The following is a 15,647-nucleotide window of genomic DNA, read 5'->3' on the forward strand; positions in this document are numbered from 1 at the left end:
GCAAAAAGGGTTCAACTATAAAGATAGTCAAACCCTCCGTTAGCTATTTACACAAAATTATGGACAGTGTCGTTTTTTATGATCTTCATTCCACGCCTCATAATAATTATCTTCCAGTAGTTTTAATATATCGGATTCTTTGAATAGAATTTTACCTTCAAGTTTATAAAAGGATATGACACCCTTATCCCGATAATCCTGTAAAGTACGCTGGCTAATGTTAAGTATCCGGCAAACCTCTTTATTACCTAGATAATGTTCTCCGTCAAGAAGAGGCTTTGAATTCTTTAACGAAAACTCGATACTTTCCATTATCTCAGCTAATTGGTTTGTGAAAGATTGTACTTCCTCGGAATTTCTGTCTAATATATCCATACCTTACTTATTTTGATGTTGATTTTTTTGACTTTTCAATAAATGCTTTAATATCCGATGATTTATAATAGCATTTATAACCGATCTGTGAATAAGGGAGTATCCCTTTATCTCGATAGTTTTGTAGTGTACGAAGTGATATATCCAAGAGCCTGCAAACGTCCTGATTATCCAGCCAAGAATCTTTAAAAGACTTGTTTTTGCAGATTGACTTTATCCGTTGGGAGAATTCTTCCATCTTTTGTTTGATATATTCAAATGTTTTTTCTTCGATAACCTTTATTTCCATAATATTTACACTTTGGAGTTTCAGGCAAATAAAAATAGAAATCAATAGATTGGAGGGCTTAATCAGTCTTTTGTCATAACATGTCCTTCGTTTACATAATTTGTCTATGGGTTATTATGTGAAAAACAAATATTTCTCCATAGAAGCTATTTGGTCATAATCAAGATAGAAAGATTATATATAAGTTGATAATCCAATAATCCAATAATCCAATAATCCAATAATCCAATAATTTTATAATGTAATGAGGCAATAATGCAACAATCTGTGGAATAATTGGGTGATTAAATAATCAAGTCATTTATTTAGATAACAATCATTTATGTCATTAACTTAATCACTAAATAATGATGTTACTTTATAACCTCATTACTCCATGATGGGTCGATTTATTAATTAAATGATCAATTTATTTCATTATATGTTCGTTAACTTACCGGATTATCAAATGACTCAATGATTAGACATTCTATATTCTATTAATAAACAGAATTTTATCGGTTTTAAATGTATCATAACCATCAAATTATAAAAATCAGTCACAATATGATCAATGACAGGTGGATTTCATGTACACGGGTACATGGCAAGTTATGTTTTTTGCTGCAAAATTAAAATTTGCAGCAAAAACAAACTTGCTCCTCCCTCTGAAGAGTTCGGAGACTGATTTTCTCCAAAGTCGAAAATCGGGATAGGGTTTTGATCATATTAAACAGTGAATTCGTTTTGAAAAATGGTCAAAATAATTTAAATATCTAATGCTATTGTGGACTATAAATTAAGTATAAATACCAGACAGAATATTGAACAGAATATTAATATCATATGGGATATGATTTACTATCCTTTTCTAATTCCTAAATCTGCTCGTTTCAACGTTACGCTATGTCCTGTTCTTTGGCAAAGGTATATTTGTGTTCTTCTCCGGTCAAATTCAAGCCTTTTCAGGTTTAGACAGGAAATCTCCACCCTAAAGGGTCGTATTTCCTACTAAAAATTTGACGTTTCGAACACTGCATGATAAAGCCAAAGGGACATAGCATGTAACGCCGAAACGATGACGCATATTTAGTTAACAGTAAAATTATAATCGGATAGTTTGAAAAATAAATGAATAAATGAATAAATGAATAAATAAATTAGGAAATAATAATAGAAGAGAGACAAAAGCTGTCCGCCTCTCCGATTCTGCATATTAATGTTGTTTTTAAATGACTATAACCTATTGAAATATGCGCCTACTATAAAACATCAATAAGGCTCAGAAATACCTGAACCCTATTGAGTAATATGAATTTATAAATCAGAATTTAATAGTAATATTTTTAGGGCAAGGGTGATAATAAAGACTCTAAACTTTCTACATTATAAGTTTTCATAATTCCTATATTTTCAGACTGTAATACAAATTTGCCTTCCGGTGTTATTTTATAAACTAAATTTGCCTTCTGACCATTAAAGGTAGAGAATTCCCCTCTTGAAATATATGAAGGTCCATTCATTCTTATTTCCGTTATTTTTAGAGTCAAATCAGAACTTAGCTCAGCCTGAGTGAAATTAATATTATCCCAACCATCATGAACCAATTTATGGTCGATATATAACCCTGATGTCGTGGTTGTAATTAAGAAACATCTATAATCATCTCTTCCACTTTCAAGTATACAATATAAAAGAGTATAATTTCCATTTGAAGGAAGCCAATACAAAACAGATAAGAACCCTGTAGCATCTCCACTGATCCATGGATTTTCAAATTTATGTCCATACCTGAAATCATCAGTTGAAATCATTGGAACTTTATTTTGAAGATTAAACCCATAATACTCTACCCCAATTAATTGGGGATTTTTTCCTTCAGGTAAAGCGTGGACATTATCAAAGTAGATAGGAAGATTTTCTATTTTAGTTTCATTACTTAGAAATTCATTTCTTTTCGAAATTGAGATATTGCTCGGAAATGAAACTGATTGGCAATATACTGTACTATAAGAAATAGATATAAATAAAAATATTAATACTATTGTTTTCATCATTGTCTAAATTGTTTATTATCAACAAGTTGTTGCTCCTGTATAATCTCCATCATTGGGACGAATATGGGTAATATTGCATTCTGTAAATTAATAGGGTTCAGAAATATCTGAACCCTATCTAAGTAGTACAAACTTACAATTTAGATTTAATTATGCTATCATTTTACTGGATATGCTATATTACACCCTAACATTATCCTAAAGGCTTTCCCTGTATCTGCTCTGATATATATGCGAGCTAAATAACCTTGTTCAAAATTATCTTTTTCCTCATCTTGAAGAAAAGTGACACTGTAATAAATTTGCCCTGATTTCATCCCATACCATGGACTATCAGGATTGAGGTAAACTTCTTTAACTTCTTCTCCTGTTAAATAAACAGTACGTTTTTCATCAATTTTAACAGGTGCATTTTCCCTATAAAAATCAGGATACGTCTTACAGATTTCCTTCGCTGTATTTATTAGAAGTATGTTTCGTTTTTCTTCTGTCATATTCTCAATATTGACATCTTGTGCTAGTATTGGTGATACTGAAAATAACATAAACAATACTATTCTTATGGAATGATTAATTATATTCTGTTTCATATTATACTTATACTATTTTCACTTACTCGGTTAATAAATATGTAGTTTCAATTTATTATTAGAAAATAGCTGAGCTTGTATAATTTTCATTTAGATGAAAAAATTATGATTTAACGTCGTCTCTATTTCAAAACATAAAACTCAACTATATTATTATTAATATTAATTACATTTATCATGTTGTTATCTAATATAAATTTCAGATTAGGCTCGCCAGATTCAATATAAAGATCTTCATTCGTTGGTTTTTTAGAGGAGGGTAGTAATGGATATGTTGCCATTAAGTTAAATGATTTATCCATGAGGTATAATTTGTCTCTCTCTTCATATTTAAACCAAAATGAAAACCCATTAGCAAGAAAACAAGCTAAGTAATAATCACTATTATATAAATCTAGATACTTAGATGTGGTTAAATCATTGGAGAAAATACGATTATATATCCAGTCATATCTTAAAATATTACGCCCCCATATGTATAAATTATTTTGATTGCAAACATATGAGCCGTTTTTATCGTTATTTGAAAGAGATGAGGATTTTAATCTTTCCCCTGTGTTATAGTTGTAAGCACTCACGGTTGTTACGGATGTTTGTGCATCATAAGTTACGACCAATATGCTTGTATTGTCTTTTACCCATATACATTCGGGAATTAGATCATAGTATAATTTTGTCTTTCTAATAAATTGACCATCTTTATTATAATAACTTAGTTCTCCATCCTCAACTACTAATAAATATTGGTTATCAGCATAAATATGAGTAGAAGTATTAAAAACTAAAGAAGAAAAATTGTTTTTAATCAATTTACCACTTGTGTCTGTTACGATTATTTTACCACCCCCACTCAATATATAACAAGTGTCATTATAAATCGATATATCTCTTATATATCCTCCTAGCACTGTATTTGATAATTGCCCTTTAAACTCCAATTGATATGATTGGGCGAAAACTGTTAAATAGCCTATCGCAAGTATAACTGTTGTAATAATTTTTTTCATATTGACAATTTATTTAAATCTTCCTGCTCCGACGAATGGTTGATTGAAATATTTAATCTCACCATCACTTTGGACTACATTTTCTTTTATAGAACCTGGTTTATATTTGTAAACTGTTGCATGAACTACTTTTATTTGAGGACTGGTTTCCACAATAACACCTGTATGATATTTATTTACTCCACGGGACCAATATATAAAATCGCCGACTTTCACTTCTGATAAAGTTGTTACAAAAGTACCATTCTCTTTAAACCAATCAATTTGTCCATTTGTTCCTCTTGGAATAGTTTTTCCTTGTGATGCAGCGACTTCTTGAGTAAACATTGAGCAATCTACCTTAGGAGGAGTTGCTCCATAAATACGATTATCCTTTCCAGGATAGGATTTAGCCTTATTTGCTAATTTATATCCTAATTCGGGATTCTCACTTTCTGGGTCTGGATTAGGAGTGGGATTAGGGTTAGGATTTGGGTTAGGATTTGGGTTAGGATTTGGGTTAGGAGTATCTCTACAGGTAATTTTATTCGTATTCCCACCAACACAATCCCCACATCCATCTATATAAGCACTTCCACCTTTGTCTCCATTACAATCATCTACTTTCTCTTCACAATTCTGAGCAATCTTTGTCTCATTCCTACAATCACTGGTATATACATAGTCGGTGTCGCAGTCATAAGTTTCTGTACATTTCAGATAGCTATCTTTGCATGTTTCGGTATCTGTCCCTATATACATTTCTGTAGTTCGCCCACATACAGAAACCTCAGGGAGTTCATACCCATAGCTTTGGGCAAAAAGCACTGATCCGTTTTGAAAAAATGAAAAACACATAATCATTACTAACAAAAATACTATTTTCTTCATATTATCGTCTCTTTTTTTCGTGTTATTGTTTAATAATGACAGTTTGTTTTGTCTTTCCCTTTGACGACAACTGTAGTATATAATTTCCTGTTGATAAAAAATCATCCAACACTACTGCATTTTCTCCTTTTACAGCATCAATAACTTTGAGATATATTACCTTCCCGGACAGATCAATTATCCTTATTGTAGCAGCAGCATTTTCCATAAGGTTAAATGCGACAGTACAGATACTTTTAACAGGATTAGGGTATACAATAAGGTTAAAACTATCCGTTGTGGATAAACCTTCGCTTATTGATATATCCGTAGCGTTTTTTAATTCATTCATATCTTTTATCAGGGAGACATACATTGGTTTTTCAGGTTCCATCGAAGTCTTTGAATAAAGCCGGATATTACCCGCCATATAAATTGAATCCCCGATCTGGACCAACTGTAGTTTTGCATCCTTAAACTCCAAATGATTAGCTACATTCTTGTAGTAATGGTCATTCAGGCTATATCCTGTATTTGAAAATACCATTATAGTATCCGATAATGTGGCATCAATTGCAGCTATCAGGGTATCATTTTCAACCCATATACCTGTTATCTTATTACCATTGTTTTCTAATGAAAGCTTTAATGATGATTGTCCAATTATTTTTTGTCCACTCCAATCGTATTTTATTGCATAACCAGCATAATCACCTCCTATGGCGTCAGACATGACTTTGTGTTGTACTATTTCATATTGCTTTTCTTCTGTTATACTTCCGGCAGAACGTAATGTATTTTTTGTTTTAAGCGATATGTTCTCAGGGTCTTCAGACATTAATTCATCTGTAGCCCACTTATAACCACCTTCCGATGCACGTGCCAGCCAATAACGTGCACTATCGGTATTTTGAGCTATGCCATAACCGTTACGAAGACAGATCCCCAACATATACATTGCACCCAGTTCATTCTTCGAAATACTTTTCCTAAAAGATTCTACTGCTTTTTCATAGTCCTGTTCGCATCCTAATCCTTTGAAATGCATATACCCATAAGAGTAAAGGGAAGAAGAGGAATTCAGACCAGCCCCTTTACTGAAGCATTCATAAGCCCGGACAAAATCCTGAGGCACACCCGAACCGTCTTTATAAATTACTCCAAGATTTGTGTAGGCATTGGCATAGCCATTTTCTGCCGATTTTTCGAACCATTCTCTGGCTGTATTATGATCAACAGTGTCGTTAACCAATCCCTTACTGTAAATCACTCCGATAGCATTCATGGCTTTTGTATCGCCGTTTTCTGCTGCTTCTTTGCATAAAGCAAGTGCTTTTGCCGGATTGTAATAAGGATAGTTGGGATTCAACAAAAGGCTTATCTCATCAATTCTTTTTCCCGGATTGTTAGGTTGTGCATAAGCAGAAAATGCACACAATGCTATTATTAATATGCTTATTATATTTCTCATACCGGCTACCATACAAAATTATTTTTATTCATATTTTTTGCTGAACCTTTTTCTTTAGCTTCTTTACGGGCCAGATCAAGGGCCTTTATAATTTCAGGCCTGAAGAATTCATTTTGCCTTAGTTTCTCGGTCTTCATCTCTGGTTTGTCCTGGTATAAGGTATTAATTACAAATTTGTCCAGATGATAGAAATATAAGCTATTGTTAACTTGTACGCTATCCGCCTGTGTAGTTACTCCATATTGTTTTATTTCGTGCCAGGATTGTACACAGTTGGCTTCGGCTTTTTTCTGAAATCTAAGTTGTAGTAATGTGCGGTATTGCTCCTCTGTCAATATAGATGAAAGATTTTTATGACTGTAATCAGCTGAATTATATACGTCATCGGGATTTTTCATCGTATAATCTGTTTTTATCTTCTCTAATTCGGCTGCTTTAACCAATAACTTATCAATCTGGTTTTCGTCCAACTTGAGTGTTTTTCTTAATCTTACAGCTGAAGTAAAAAGCGTTACGGGCTTAAAAAAACCATATCTTACTTTCAGACTGTCAATTATAGGCATATAATGTTCGTTAATAGACTTTACTAATGCAATCTTGTCTCTATCTGCGCCCGGTGAAGCATAATCTACCGTTACCAGTTGATGTATGTATTTTTGCAATATAGGCCGTAAAGTGCGTAATGCTTCAAAAGGAAAATCGTTCTTTAAAGGATAGGCATTTACTTCTGCCAGCATCTGCAGCTTAATTTCAGGGGCGTATAATCTTGCATAATAAATTGTATCGTTTACAATTTTGGGCAGGACTAATCTTAAAGCATCCCCGTAGCTAAGCCTGTTGTCCTTGCATTTGTCTAAGAAAAGTTTTGCCAACTTTTGCTTTTGGGATTGGGATAGCGGCTTTATCTGGTCAAGATATTCTATCTTTTCATTTATAAAAGATACACTTTTCGCTTTCAGGTTATTCTCGGTTATCAAAGAATCATAAAGAGCAACCAACGCAAAAGATTCGGTATACTCCAAATCCGTAAATGTTTGCTTATCCTTAACAATAGCTGCTATAATACTATCATTAACTTCAAAAGCTTTAGCAAGTTGCAACTGCTCTTCATTGGATAAGTTTAATTGAGAAGTTATCTTATAGATTCTCGAAATTATCGAGGGATTGAATTTATCCAAGACATCCCGAGAAATTTCCTGGCACTTCAAGACAGGGAATGTGAATTGCAAAATAAGGATAGCTGTAAATAGAATTTTCTTTCTCATAAGCAATAATTTAATTTATTTATAATAAATAGTTTAACTTAAAACCATACCCGTTGCTTTTCTTCTGTTATAATAAAAGGGCGTTCTTTTCTTTGTGAATATTCAGGGATAAGCAGTAGTAAAGCATTTTGAGGAACCTGATCATATACTAATTCTTTGGTACTTTCCCCGGTTGTTTTTTCGGCAATTAATATCCATTCTTTATCCCAATAAAATAGCTTATACTGTTTGAATGGCCTGAATTTTAAATACTTCTCTTGTTCTTCAACAACTACACTTCTTAAATTCAGGGTATCAGGCTTTAATACCTGAATATTATTATATCCAAAAGCTACCGGGTCTCCCGCCGGGACAATTTTTCCTTCATTATAATAAGCAGGAAGATATACCACGCCTTTAGTCATATTAGAAAACAGTACATTTCCTGTATTAGCTCTACCCCACCATGTTGGTTGCCAAAACTGATAATTAAGGACACAGGCATATGCTATTTGATCAGCGGACATCGAAAATAATTGACATGATAGATCTCCCGTTGGCCAATATTCTTCAGTCACATCCTTATAATTCAATAGCCTTAAGAAGTTGTTCGGAATGTTTTCCGGGGCTTCTTGTACGGCGAGAACCTCCGGTTGTTTTGAATAAGTGAAACGAATTACTTTAGATGGTTCGCGAGTAAATTGCTTTTCAGGAAATGTATCTTTATATGTCTCAATCGTTTCAAGGGATATCATCTTATTTAACGAATCACAGAAGACACTTGAAATTAGATGATTGCCTGATGATGTTGCCCAATAAGGGATAAGTTCTTGTGATGACATATATCCTTGTGAACGTAAGATAAATGTTTCAAATGCCGTAAAATCTTCACATGGTGCTTTCATGCGGTGGAGCAGATGTAAAGCGCCGAGTCATGGTAAAGGTTCTTTGCGTTGTTCATGATTAAATGTATTCCTGAAGTGTTCGAAAGTATATTTCAGAAGTTTTTTTACCGGGTATAAAGAGTTTTGAGAGAGATTGGGGTTATTAAACCCCGAAAATTTACTCCTATACAATTTTCTCCAATCCTGTAACGGTTCGCTAGCTATTCTATAAGGAAGGATATACTCACAAAAGTCATTAAATGCTATCTTATTGTGTTCGGTTTTCCACTCGGAAAAAGCAAGGTCAATATTTTCAATAAGGAAATCACTTTTTATTACATGCATGTCCTGGATAATTACCGGTACAGGATGAATTCCCTGAGTTTGTCCTTTTATCTCTTCGAATGCAGAAATTGAAGAATCCCAATCCGGATAATCCAGTTCATTAAATTCAACTTTGTTATTCAGGCTGTCCACCCAATAATAAGTGACAGAATTATGAATATCCATATTCTCAATCAGAAAACATGCTGCCGCGTATTTAAGAGAATCATTTTGGTAATAACCCAGAACCTTTTCTAATTCAGTACGATTTTTCCCTGATTGTTCAAGTATTTTAGTGACATTTTCAGGGACCGGGAAAGCAAACCCTGTGAAAGGGAATAGGATCATTCCGAGTGTAATAGTTAAGTATTTCTTCATATTTTATTAGTTTGTACTGGAAAGCTTTACTATTTCAGAAGCAAATTCTTTGTATTTAGTTACTTTTTCCGAATTAACTTTCGGATTCATGCTCGTGATTTCATGAGCTATTATCCTTGCATTTTCTATATTATTATTGCGCAGGTACATTTCCATAAGCATAACTCTGGGCTTGAATAAATGAGGCTCAATTCCACAGACTAATTTATAGCACGATTCAGCAGCAGCTAAATTTCCTGTCTTTTCATCAAGTTGCGCTTTTTCCAAAAGGACAGATGGTGCAGATGTATATTTTAAAGAGGTTTCAATTGCTTTTAAGGCATTTATATAATCCTGCTTTAGAATGTAATGCCTTGCTTTAATTCGATAAAAGGCCTCGGATGTGGAAATTTTAGGTTCTATACTATGTAACGGATAATCAGCTTTTTCAAGTTCTTTTTTGAAAATTAGATCATTAATATAAGCCAACTCTTTCTGGGCATTATACTTCTGTAGACTGGTTACGATAAATGCAAAAGCTATAAATAGGCCTGCTACTATTATTTTCTTATGCAAACTATTATATATAGGCCTCGAAGGATCGGCTGTATTTCCAATCAAGATTGACGCATAAATGACGAACATGAAAAATATAGGAGGTGATTCTATTGTAAAGTTGAAGAAACTCATAACAGCGAATGCAACAATCCCGGCTAATGGTATGTATTGTTTATTCCTGTTTTTCCATCCTACATGAATTAAGCTTACCATTAACGCCAATAATAAAGAACAGCCAATGATACCTCCCATTATGGCATGTTGTATATATTCATTGTAGCAGGTAGTTGTAAAACCGGCATTTATACGCTCTTGTTCTGTATGTGTTTCTGTATTAAAATATTCAGCTTGTTGTAAATTATATTCTTTTTGGAATTGTCCATAACCATACCCGAATACAGGTTTGGCGGAAATCATATTTGATGCAATACTCCAAATTGTGAGGCGGCTGTCTGATGAATTTTGTTTTTTAAGGTGGAGCGAAAAGAGGAAAGCACAGAAAATTAAAAATACAGGAATAACAAAAAAGAGTTTATATCTAAATCTCGGAATTATATTCAAACCAATAACTTTGCCAGCTACTATTATAGAAATAAATAGTAACCCGATAAAAGCCGTACGGCACTCTAATATTATCAAAGCGAAGATTGTTAATGCAGAATAAAGGGATAGATATAAGATTCTTTTTTTTCTTCTTGAGAAGATATGGAAACATGCAGGAATAGACAAACAAATTATAATTGCCATGATATTGGGATTATCCATACTACCTGGTATGTTATAAATATCAGAAGAAACTGGTATTAAAGTTGTATACTGGAGGAATGATATTATCGTTTGGGTTACACCTAAAAATGCGATGAAATAATAAAAAGTATTAGTTTTCAGAATGTTATTGTAAAATAATATACTTAATAAAAAAATTAAGATTAAACAGATAATAATATAAGTTTGAAAATATCTTTCTGTCTGTTTATTTAATATGCCATGTATAACAATATATGTCAACCAAAGACTTAAGGTAATTATGATACTTGACATGGAAATCCCGAAGGAGCGCTTACTAAAAAACAGAAAAAGAATACTGAGAATTAATATAAAAAGTGTGTATAGGTGGATATTATATACATCAGATAGAAACCTGTAAATAAATTTATCAGATTTGAACATCAGCATATATGATATAAATGCTGTTACAACAAATACGGTGTATAAGAAAGTTTTTTGAATAAGAATTTGCCTTCTAATAAATATCTCTGTACTCTTATTAGTCATTTAAGGTTTAAAATTGAAATATATGTTCTGTGTTTTATTACCTGCTAAAATTTTCCAAAATTACCTTAATTGTGAAAATTTAATAATATTAATTTTCAGATACTTGTTCCATAAAATTTTAATGAAATAATTCTCAACATAATACACTTATTAATAAAGATATACATAACAAAACTAGAGGGTTTCATTTTATTTCGAAACCTATTTTTATTAAATTTCACAATATATTTTTCACAATTGCTTATTAAAACACAACCAATAAAAAGAAATTTGATTTAAATTATAGTATCTAAACCTGTAATATTATTCTTTCAATCACAAAGTTAAATTCGCATCTTACACTACACAAATTCAAAGCCTTTCAGGTTCTACGAAAATTTGTTTGTTGGATGCTCATTTTTTGTTTTGCTTATGAAAGAATAATTTGTGTATATTTGAAACATATAATATAGTCTGTAAACGATGGCAGAATGAAGCAATAATATTACTGCGAAATAGGTGGAGTTTGAAAGAGACACTCTTTTAATTCATTGGTAAAGTGATGGATATAGAATAATATATATCCCCAGCGGGATCACTAAACAAAACGCTAATCATTGATTTATCAGCCGATTAGCGTTTTATTTTTAGTGGCTTGTACAACATTACATCCCCTAAAGATAACTAGATATAATACTACGATACAAGAGAGTTAAGTAGAAAATTCGGTTGGTAGAATTCTCACATACTTTTAGAAACTACCGAGAAAGAACCAATTGCTTAAATACAGTTATTACCCTTTTAGTAAGAATCCTATCAATAGTGATAATGTAAGGTAATTCAAAGCTATCTGTCCAATCTGAACTATGGGACTAAACAAAATACTGAAGCAAAAGTTTTAAATCCGGATTGTTCAATAGCTTCAGACCATTTGACTAACCTTGTTAAAGCGACCGTTTTATCCTTGGCGTGCTCATAAATACCACCCCGATTATGCATGTTAGAATATTGATTAGGGTATAATTGTTGCATCTTAAAGAAAAGGCAAGTAAAGTAAAGAACTTTATCTAAACATTATTAGTCAATTGCCTAATTTTGTTAAAAAAAACCACTTTTTATTCGGATTTTTATGTTAAATTTGTTTCGTGATAATGTTTAAATATGCCAAATTTCGGAATCTTATTCTTTATTATAAACGCGGCAATACCTCTAGTCCTTATTTTTTCAGCACTACTGATGCTACTATTAGCAGTTCCATCAACTTCTGGACTAAATAATTACCGTACATCGCGTAAAATAATGGCCTACGCATATCTTATATTCGGAGTATTCAGCGGTATAAATGCTATAATGAATGGGTCTAATACTTCGGAGTCTGATATGTTTATTGTTGCTGTTATAACATTGATAATAGCCTCTTTTCAATCATTTCTGTTTACTTACACACTCGTTATATTAATCAATCCTTCATTTGTTACAAGACAGTGGATAAGCCGTCAGTTAGTTCCTATCTCTGGTTTTAGTATATTATCTTTCATATTATTATTCCTGCCGAATTATTATATTCTAAAAGCTGTATTTTATTTTTTTCTATCGTTTTATATATATCAACTAATATATTACACCTATACTTTTTTTAAAGAATATAAACAATATTGTTTTGCTACCGGCAACTATTTTTCGGGAGATGAAGCCAAACATCTTAATTGGGTATTTGTTGCTTTTTTCTCGGCATTGAGCATAGGCATCTTAGCTTTAATACTCATTATTTTTCCCAATCCAGTTTTCGATTTAATCGTAGCCATATTGTGCGGCGTCTTTTATGCTTGTTTTTTTTGTCAGATATATTAATTACCCTTATATATTCAATAAGGTAATAATACCAAAAGAAGTACCTATTATTAACACTAACGAAGATATAATACAAAAGAATTTATCGCAATTAGTTGAACAATGGATTGATTCAAAAGCATATATAGAACCCAATATTACTATAATCAGTGTGGCGAATACTTTAGGTACCAATCGCACTTACCTATCGGCTTACATCAATAACAATATGCATGTAAATTTCAATGCCTGGATAAATATATTACGCATTGAGGATGCTAAAATATTACTGAAGGACAATCCTGAGCTTTCGATGGCAGATATTGCAGCTAATTTAGGCTATGCAGACCATAGTTCTTTTTGCCGACAATTTAAAAAGTATACCGACCTTTCTCCAACCGCATGGCAAAACAAAGCCTAACAAGCTAGGCCTAGACTATTCATATTTCACTACTAACCATATATTTAACATTTAGCAAATCGTAAAATTGACAAATATACGATTTGTCAAACGATTAAAACCATTTTGATGTAAATTTGGTTAAAATTAGGTCTTTTAATTAAATCAAAAAGTATGAAAAAAACATTACTCAAAAAACTAATTCTGCCGCTGCTTTTCATGGCAGTATGTATCGGCAGTGCACATGCCTCAACCGGCAACATGACAATCGGCGGAACTTCCGTTCCCGATTTAAGTATTAATGCCAACGGCACAGGCTGGACATGGAACGCAACCACTGAAACACTCTCTCTCACAAATACCTACACAGGAGAAGCCATTACTATTAATTGCCAAAGCACCGATGAAATCAAGCTGGATTACACCGGCAATGTTTCTGTCAGTAACAGCATTGGCGTAGATGAAGACGGCTTTTATTGCAATGGCTTGCTTACTATCAACGGAAGTGGCGGAATATTATCCTTTGCCTATACCGGAAAGAATTATATGTACTCCGCCATAACAAGTATGCAGTTATTAACAATCAGTAGCGGAAACGTGTATGCCGTAGGTAGTGCCGTAGGTAGTGACGGCGCAAATGCTTGTACAGTTTATGCACGGAAAAGTTTTCATATTACGGGAGATGCAAGTGTAGTTATAAACACTACATCTGCTCGTTCACACGGGATTTATACAGAAATCAACAACTCGGAGATTTCTACTACCGGAACTGTTACCGCCAATGCAACCGGCAAAGGATATGCTATATATATAGCTAACAATTGTAACTTAACGATAAGTAATGGTACAATAAATTTATCGAACAATGACAACCCCATCAATATGATATATAATAAGTTTCAGAATGGCAACTTCAATATGACGGGAGGTATTGTCATCTATAACGGCGGAACACCTCCTACACTTTCTTCCCTGCTTCCGGCAAGCGGGACTTACAATGAAGAAGTTGTTCTTTCGGGCAGCAATCTTACAGGGGCAAAAAACGTTTTCGTAAATGGGAAAACAACAAAATCGTTTACAGTAAATAGCGACAGCCAGCTTACATTTACCACACCGCCGGCAGAAGCCGGCACAGCAAGGATTTTAGTAGAAACGCCCGAAGGCGCTGCATGTATGACAGACAGTTATACTTATACCAGTTCCTCCTACAGAGTAACCTTAACATCCGCAGGTAATCTTACAGGGTATATATGCGGTTTTATTGATACGGGAGCAAACACTACCATTGCAAAACCCGTTGACCTGGCGCCAATAACCTATGGAGCTTATAAATACGCTTTTACCGGCGGGTGGTACGCTAATCAAGGATGCACTACAGAGTGGGACTTCAATAATAAAACCGTAGATAGAGACATGAATATATACGCTAAATTTGAAAGCTTACCCACAATGACTCCTGCCGACGAAGCAGTAGATGTTGCTATTGATGCAACAGTTTCGGCAAGTTACCTCATTGCCACAGAAAATGATTTAAGCGGCATTACCCTGTCGCCCGATCCGGGAAATGTAAGTGCAAGCCTTACAGGAAACACAATTACCATAACCCACGACAACTTTGAACCTAATACGAAATATACCGTAACCATTCCCGCAGGAGCTACCAATAGAAACACACTAGATGTTGTATGGTCGTTTACAACAGCAGGCACAGGTGTAGGTATCGAAAACACAAATTCGGAAAACGGCATACAAATCTACCCTAATACAATAAGTGATTATTTCTGTGTAAAGGGAATAACTCAATCGACAATGGTATCGGTTTATACCATGCATGGAAAAACAGTATTACAGCGTAATGTACAAGCAGAAGAAAATATCTCTGTAGGCAACCTTCCTGCCGGAATATATCTTATAGCTGTTGATGGAACTATTTTCAAAATAGTAAAAAAATAACCTTTCAATCAAGTGATGCTAATGCCAATCGTGTTTTATTAGCATCACTTGATATAAAATCATAGTCCTTGATATCAACAGGAGACTATATACATTGCTAATAATCAGTGTTACCTATACTCTAACCTACATATATGATAAAAAGGATACTGACTTATTACTCTGAAAAATTAAATGAATTTCTTCAAAACAACTTTCCTCAACCCGAGGGAGTAGTCGAGGTTGC

Annotated in this window: 14 protein-coding genes; 2 read left to right on the forward strand and 12 right to left on the reverse strand. The window is 33.3% G+C overall.

The window, feature by feature from the left end; all coding sequences use genetic code 11:
* Positions 1-57: 57 nt before the first annotated feature.
* The 12 genes from D0T53_RS03395 to D0T53_RS13530 all read right to left on the reverse strand — a co-directional run bounded on the left by D0T53_RS03395 (position 58) and on the right by D0T53_RS13530 (position 13,043).
* Positions 58-375 carry a helix-turn-helix domain-containing protein gene (locus D0T53_RS03395; protein WP_163265088.1) on the reverse strand — a complete coding sequence of 106 codons (318 nt, stop codon included), beginning with the start codon at positions 373-375 and terminating at the stop codon, positions 58-60.
* 7 nt (positions 376-382) lie between these two features.
* Positions 383-664, reverse strand: a complete 282-nt coding sequence (locus D0T53_RS03400; RefSeq protein ID WP_163265090.1) for a helix-turn-helix domain-containing protein — start codon at positions 662-664, stop codon at positions 383-385.
* A 1,325-nt stretch (positions 665-1,989) separates the two neighbouring features.
* Positions 1,990-2,700 carry a hypothetical protein gene (locus tag D0T53_RS03405; protein ID WP_163265092.1) on the reverse strand — a complete coding sequence of 237 codons (711 nt, stop codon included), beginning with the start codon at positions 2,698-2,700 and terminating at the stop codon, positions 1,990-1,992.
* 158 nt (positions 2,701-2,858) lie between these two features.
* Positions 2,859-3,290 carry a hypothetical protein gene (locus tag D0T53_RS03410; RefSeq protein WP_163265094.1) on the reverse strand — a complete coding sequence of 144 codons (432 nt, stop codon included), beginning with the start codon at positions 3,288-3,290 and terminating at the stop codon, positions 2,859-2,861.
* Positions 3,291-3,412: 122 nt separating this feature from the next.
* Positions 3,413-4,297: a hypothetical protein gene (locus tag D0T53_RS03415; protein WP_163265095.1), complete on the reverse strand. Its 885-nt coding sequence runs from the start codon at positions 4,295-4,297 to the stop codon at positions 3,413-3,415.
* Between the two features lie 9 nt (positions 4,298-4,306).
* Positions 4,307-5,167 (reverse strand): NlpC/P60 family protein, encoded by an 861-nt coding sequence (locus D0T53_RS03420; RefSeq protein WP_163265097.1) that lies wholly within the window; start codon positions 5,165-5,167, stop codon positions 4,307-4,309.
* A 22-nt stretch (positions 5,168-5,189) separates the two neighbouring features.
* Positions 5,190-6,629 carry a T9SS type A sorting domain-containing protein gene (locus tag D0T53_RS03425; protein ID WP_221411488.1) on the reverse strand — a complete coding sequence of 480 codons (1,440 nt, stop codon included), beginning with the start codon at positions 6,627-6,629 and terminating at the stop codon, positions 5,190-5,192.
* Entirely contained in the window at positions 6,623-7,882 is a 1,260-nt protein-coding gene (locus D0T53_RS03430; RefSeq protein WP_163265101.1) for a hypothetical protein, read from the reverse strand. Before D0T53_RS03430 ends, D0T53_RS03425 begins: the two co-directional genes overlap by 7 nt.
* A gap of 38 nt (positions 7,883-7,920) precedes the next feature.
* Complete coding sequence (locus D0T53_RS03435) at positions 7,921-8,766, reverse strand: hypothetical protein (protein ID WP_163265103.1); 846 nt, start codon at positions 8,764-8,766, stop codon at positions 7,921-7,923.
* Between the two features lie 27 nt (positions 8,767-8,793).
* Positions 8,794-9,447: a hypothetical protein gene (locus tag D0T53_RS03440; protein ID WP_163265105.1), complete on the reverse strand. Its 654-nt coding sequence runs from the start codon at positions 9,445-9,447 to the stop codon at positions 8,794-8,796.
* 6 nt (positions 9,448-9,453) lie between these two features.
* The gene (locus D0T53_RS03445; RefSeq protein WP_163265107.1) at positions 9,454-10,749 is read right to left on the reverse strand and encodes an O-antigen ligase family protein; all 1,296 of its coding nucleotides are present in this window, start codon (positions 10,747-10,749) and stop codon (positions 9,454-9,456) included.
* Between the two features lie 2,162 nt (positions 10,750-12,911).
* The gene (locus D0T53_RS13530; RefSeq protein WP_255489380.1) at positions 12,912-13,043 is read right to left on the reverse strand and encodes a hypothetical protein; all 132 of its coding nucleotides are present in this window, start codon (positions 13,041-13,043) and stop codon (positions 12,912-12,914) included.
* A 17-nt stretch (positions 13,044-13,060) separates the two neighbouring features.
* Between D0T53_RS13530 and D0T53_RS03450 the strand changes: the two genes are divergently transcribed.
* Complete coding sequence (locus D0T53_RS03450) at positions 13,061-13,489, forward strand: AraC family transcriptional regulator (protein ID WP_163265109.1); 429 nt, start codon at positions 13,061-13,063, stop codon at positions 13,487-13,489.
* A gap of 153 nt (positions 13,490-13,642) precedes the next feature.
* Entirely contained in the window at positions 13,643-15,421 is a 1,779-nt protein-coding gene (locus D0T53_RS03455; RefSeq protein ID WP_163265111.1) for an Ig-like domain-containing protein, read from the forward strand.
* Positions 15,422-15,647: the final 226 nt, after the last annotated feature.

The organism is Dysgonomonas sp. 216 (assembly GCF_010501065.1).
In the GTDB taxonomy this organism is placed as follows: Bacteria; Bacteroidota; Bacteroidia; order Bacteroidales; family Dysgonomonadaceae; genus QVMM01.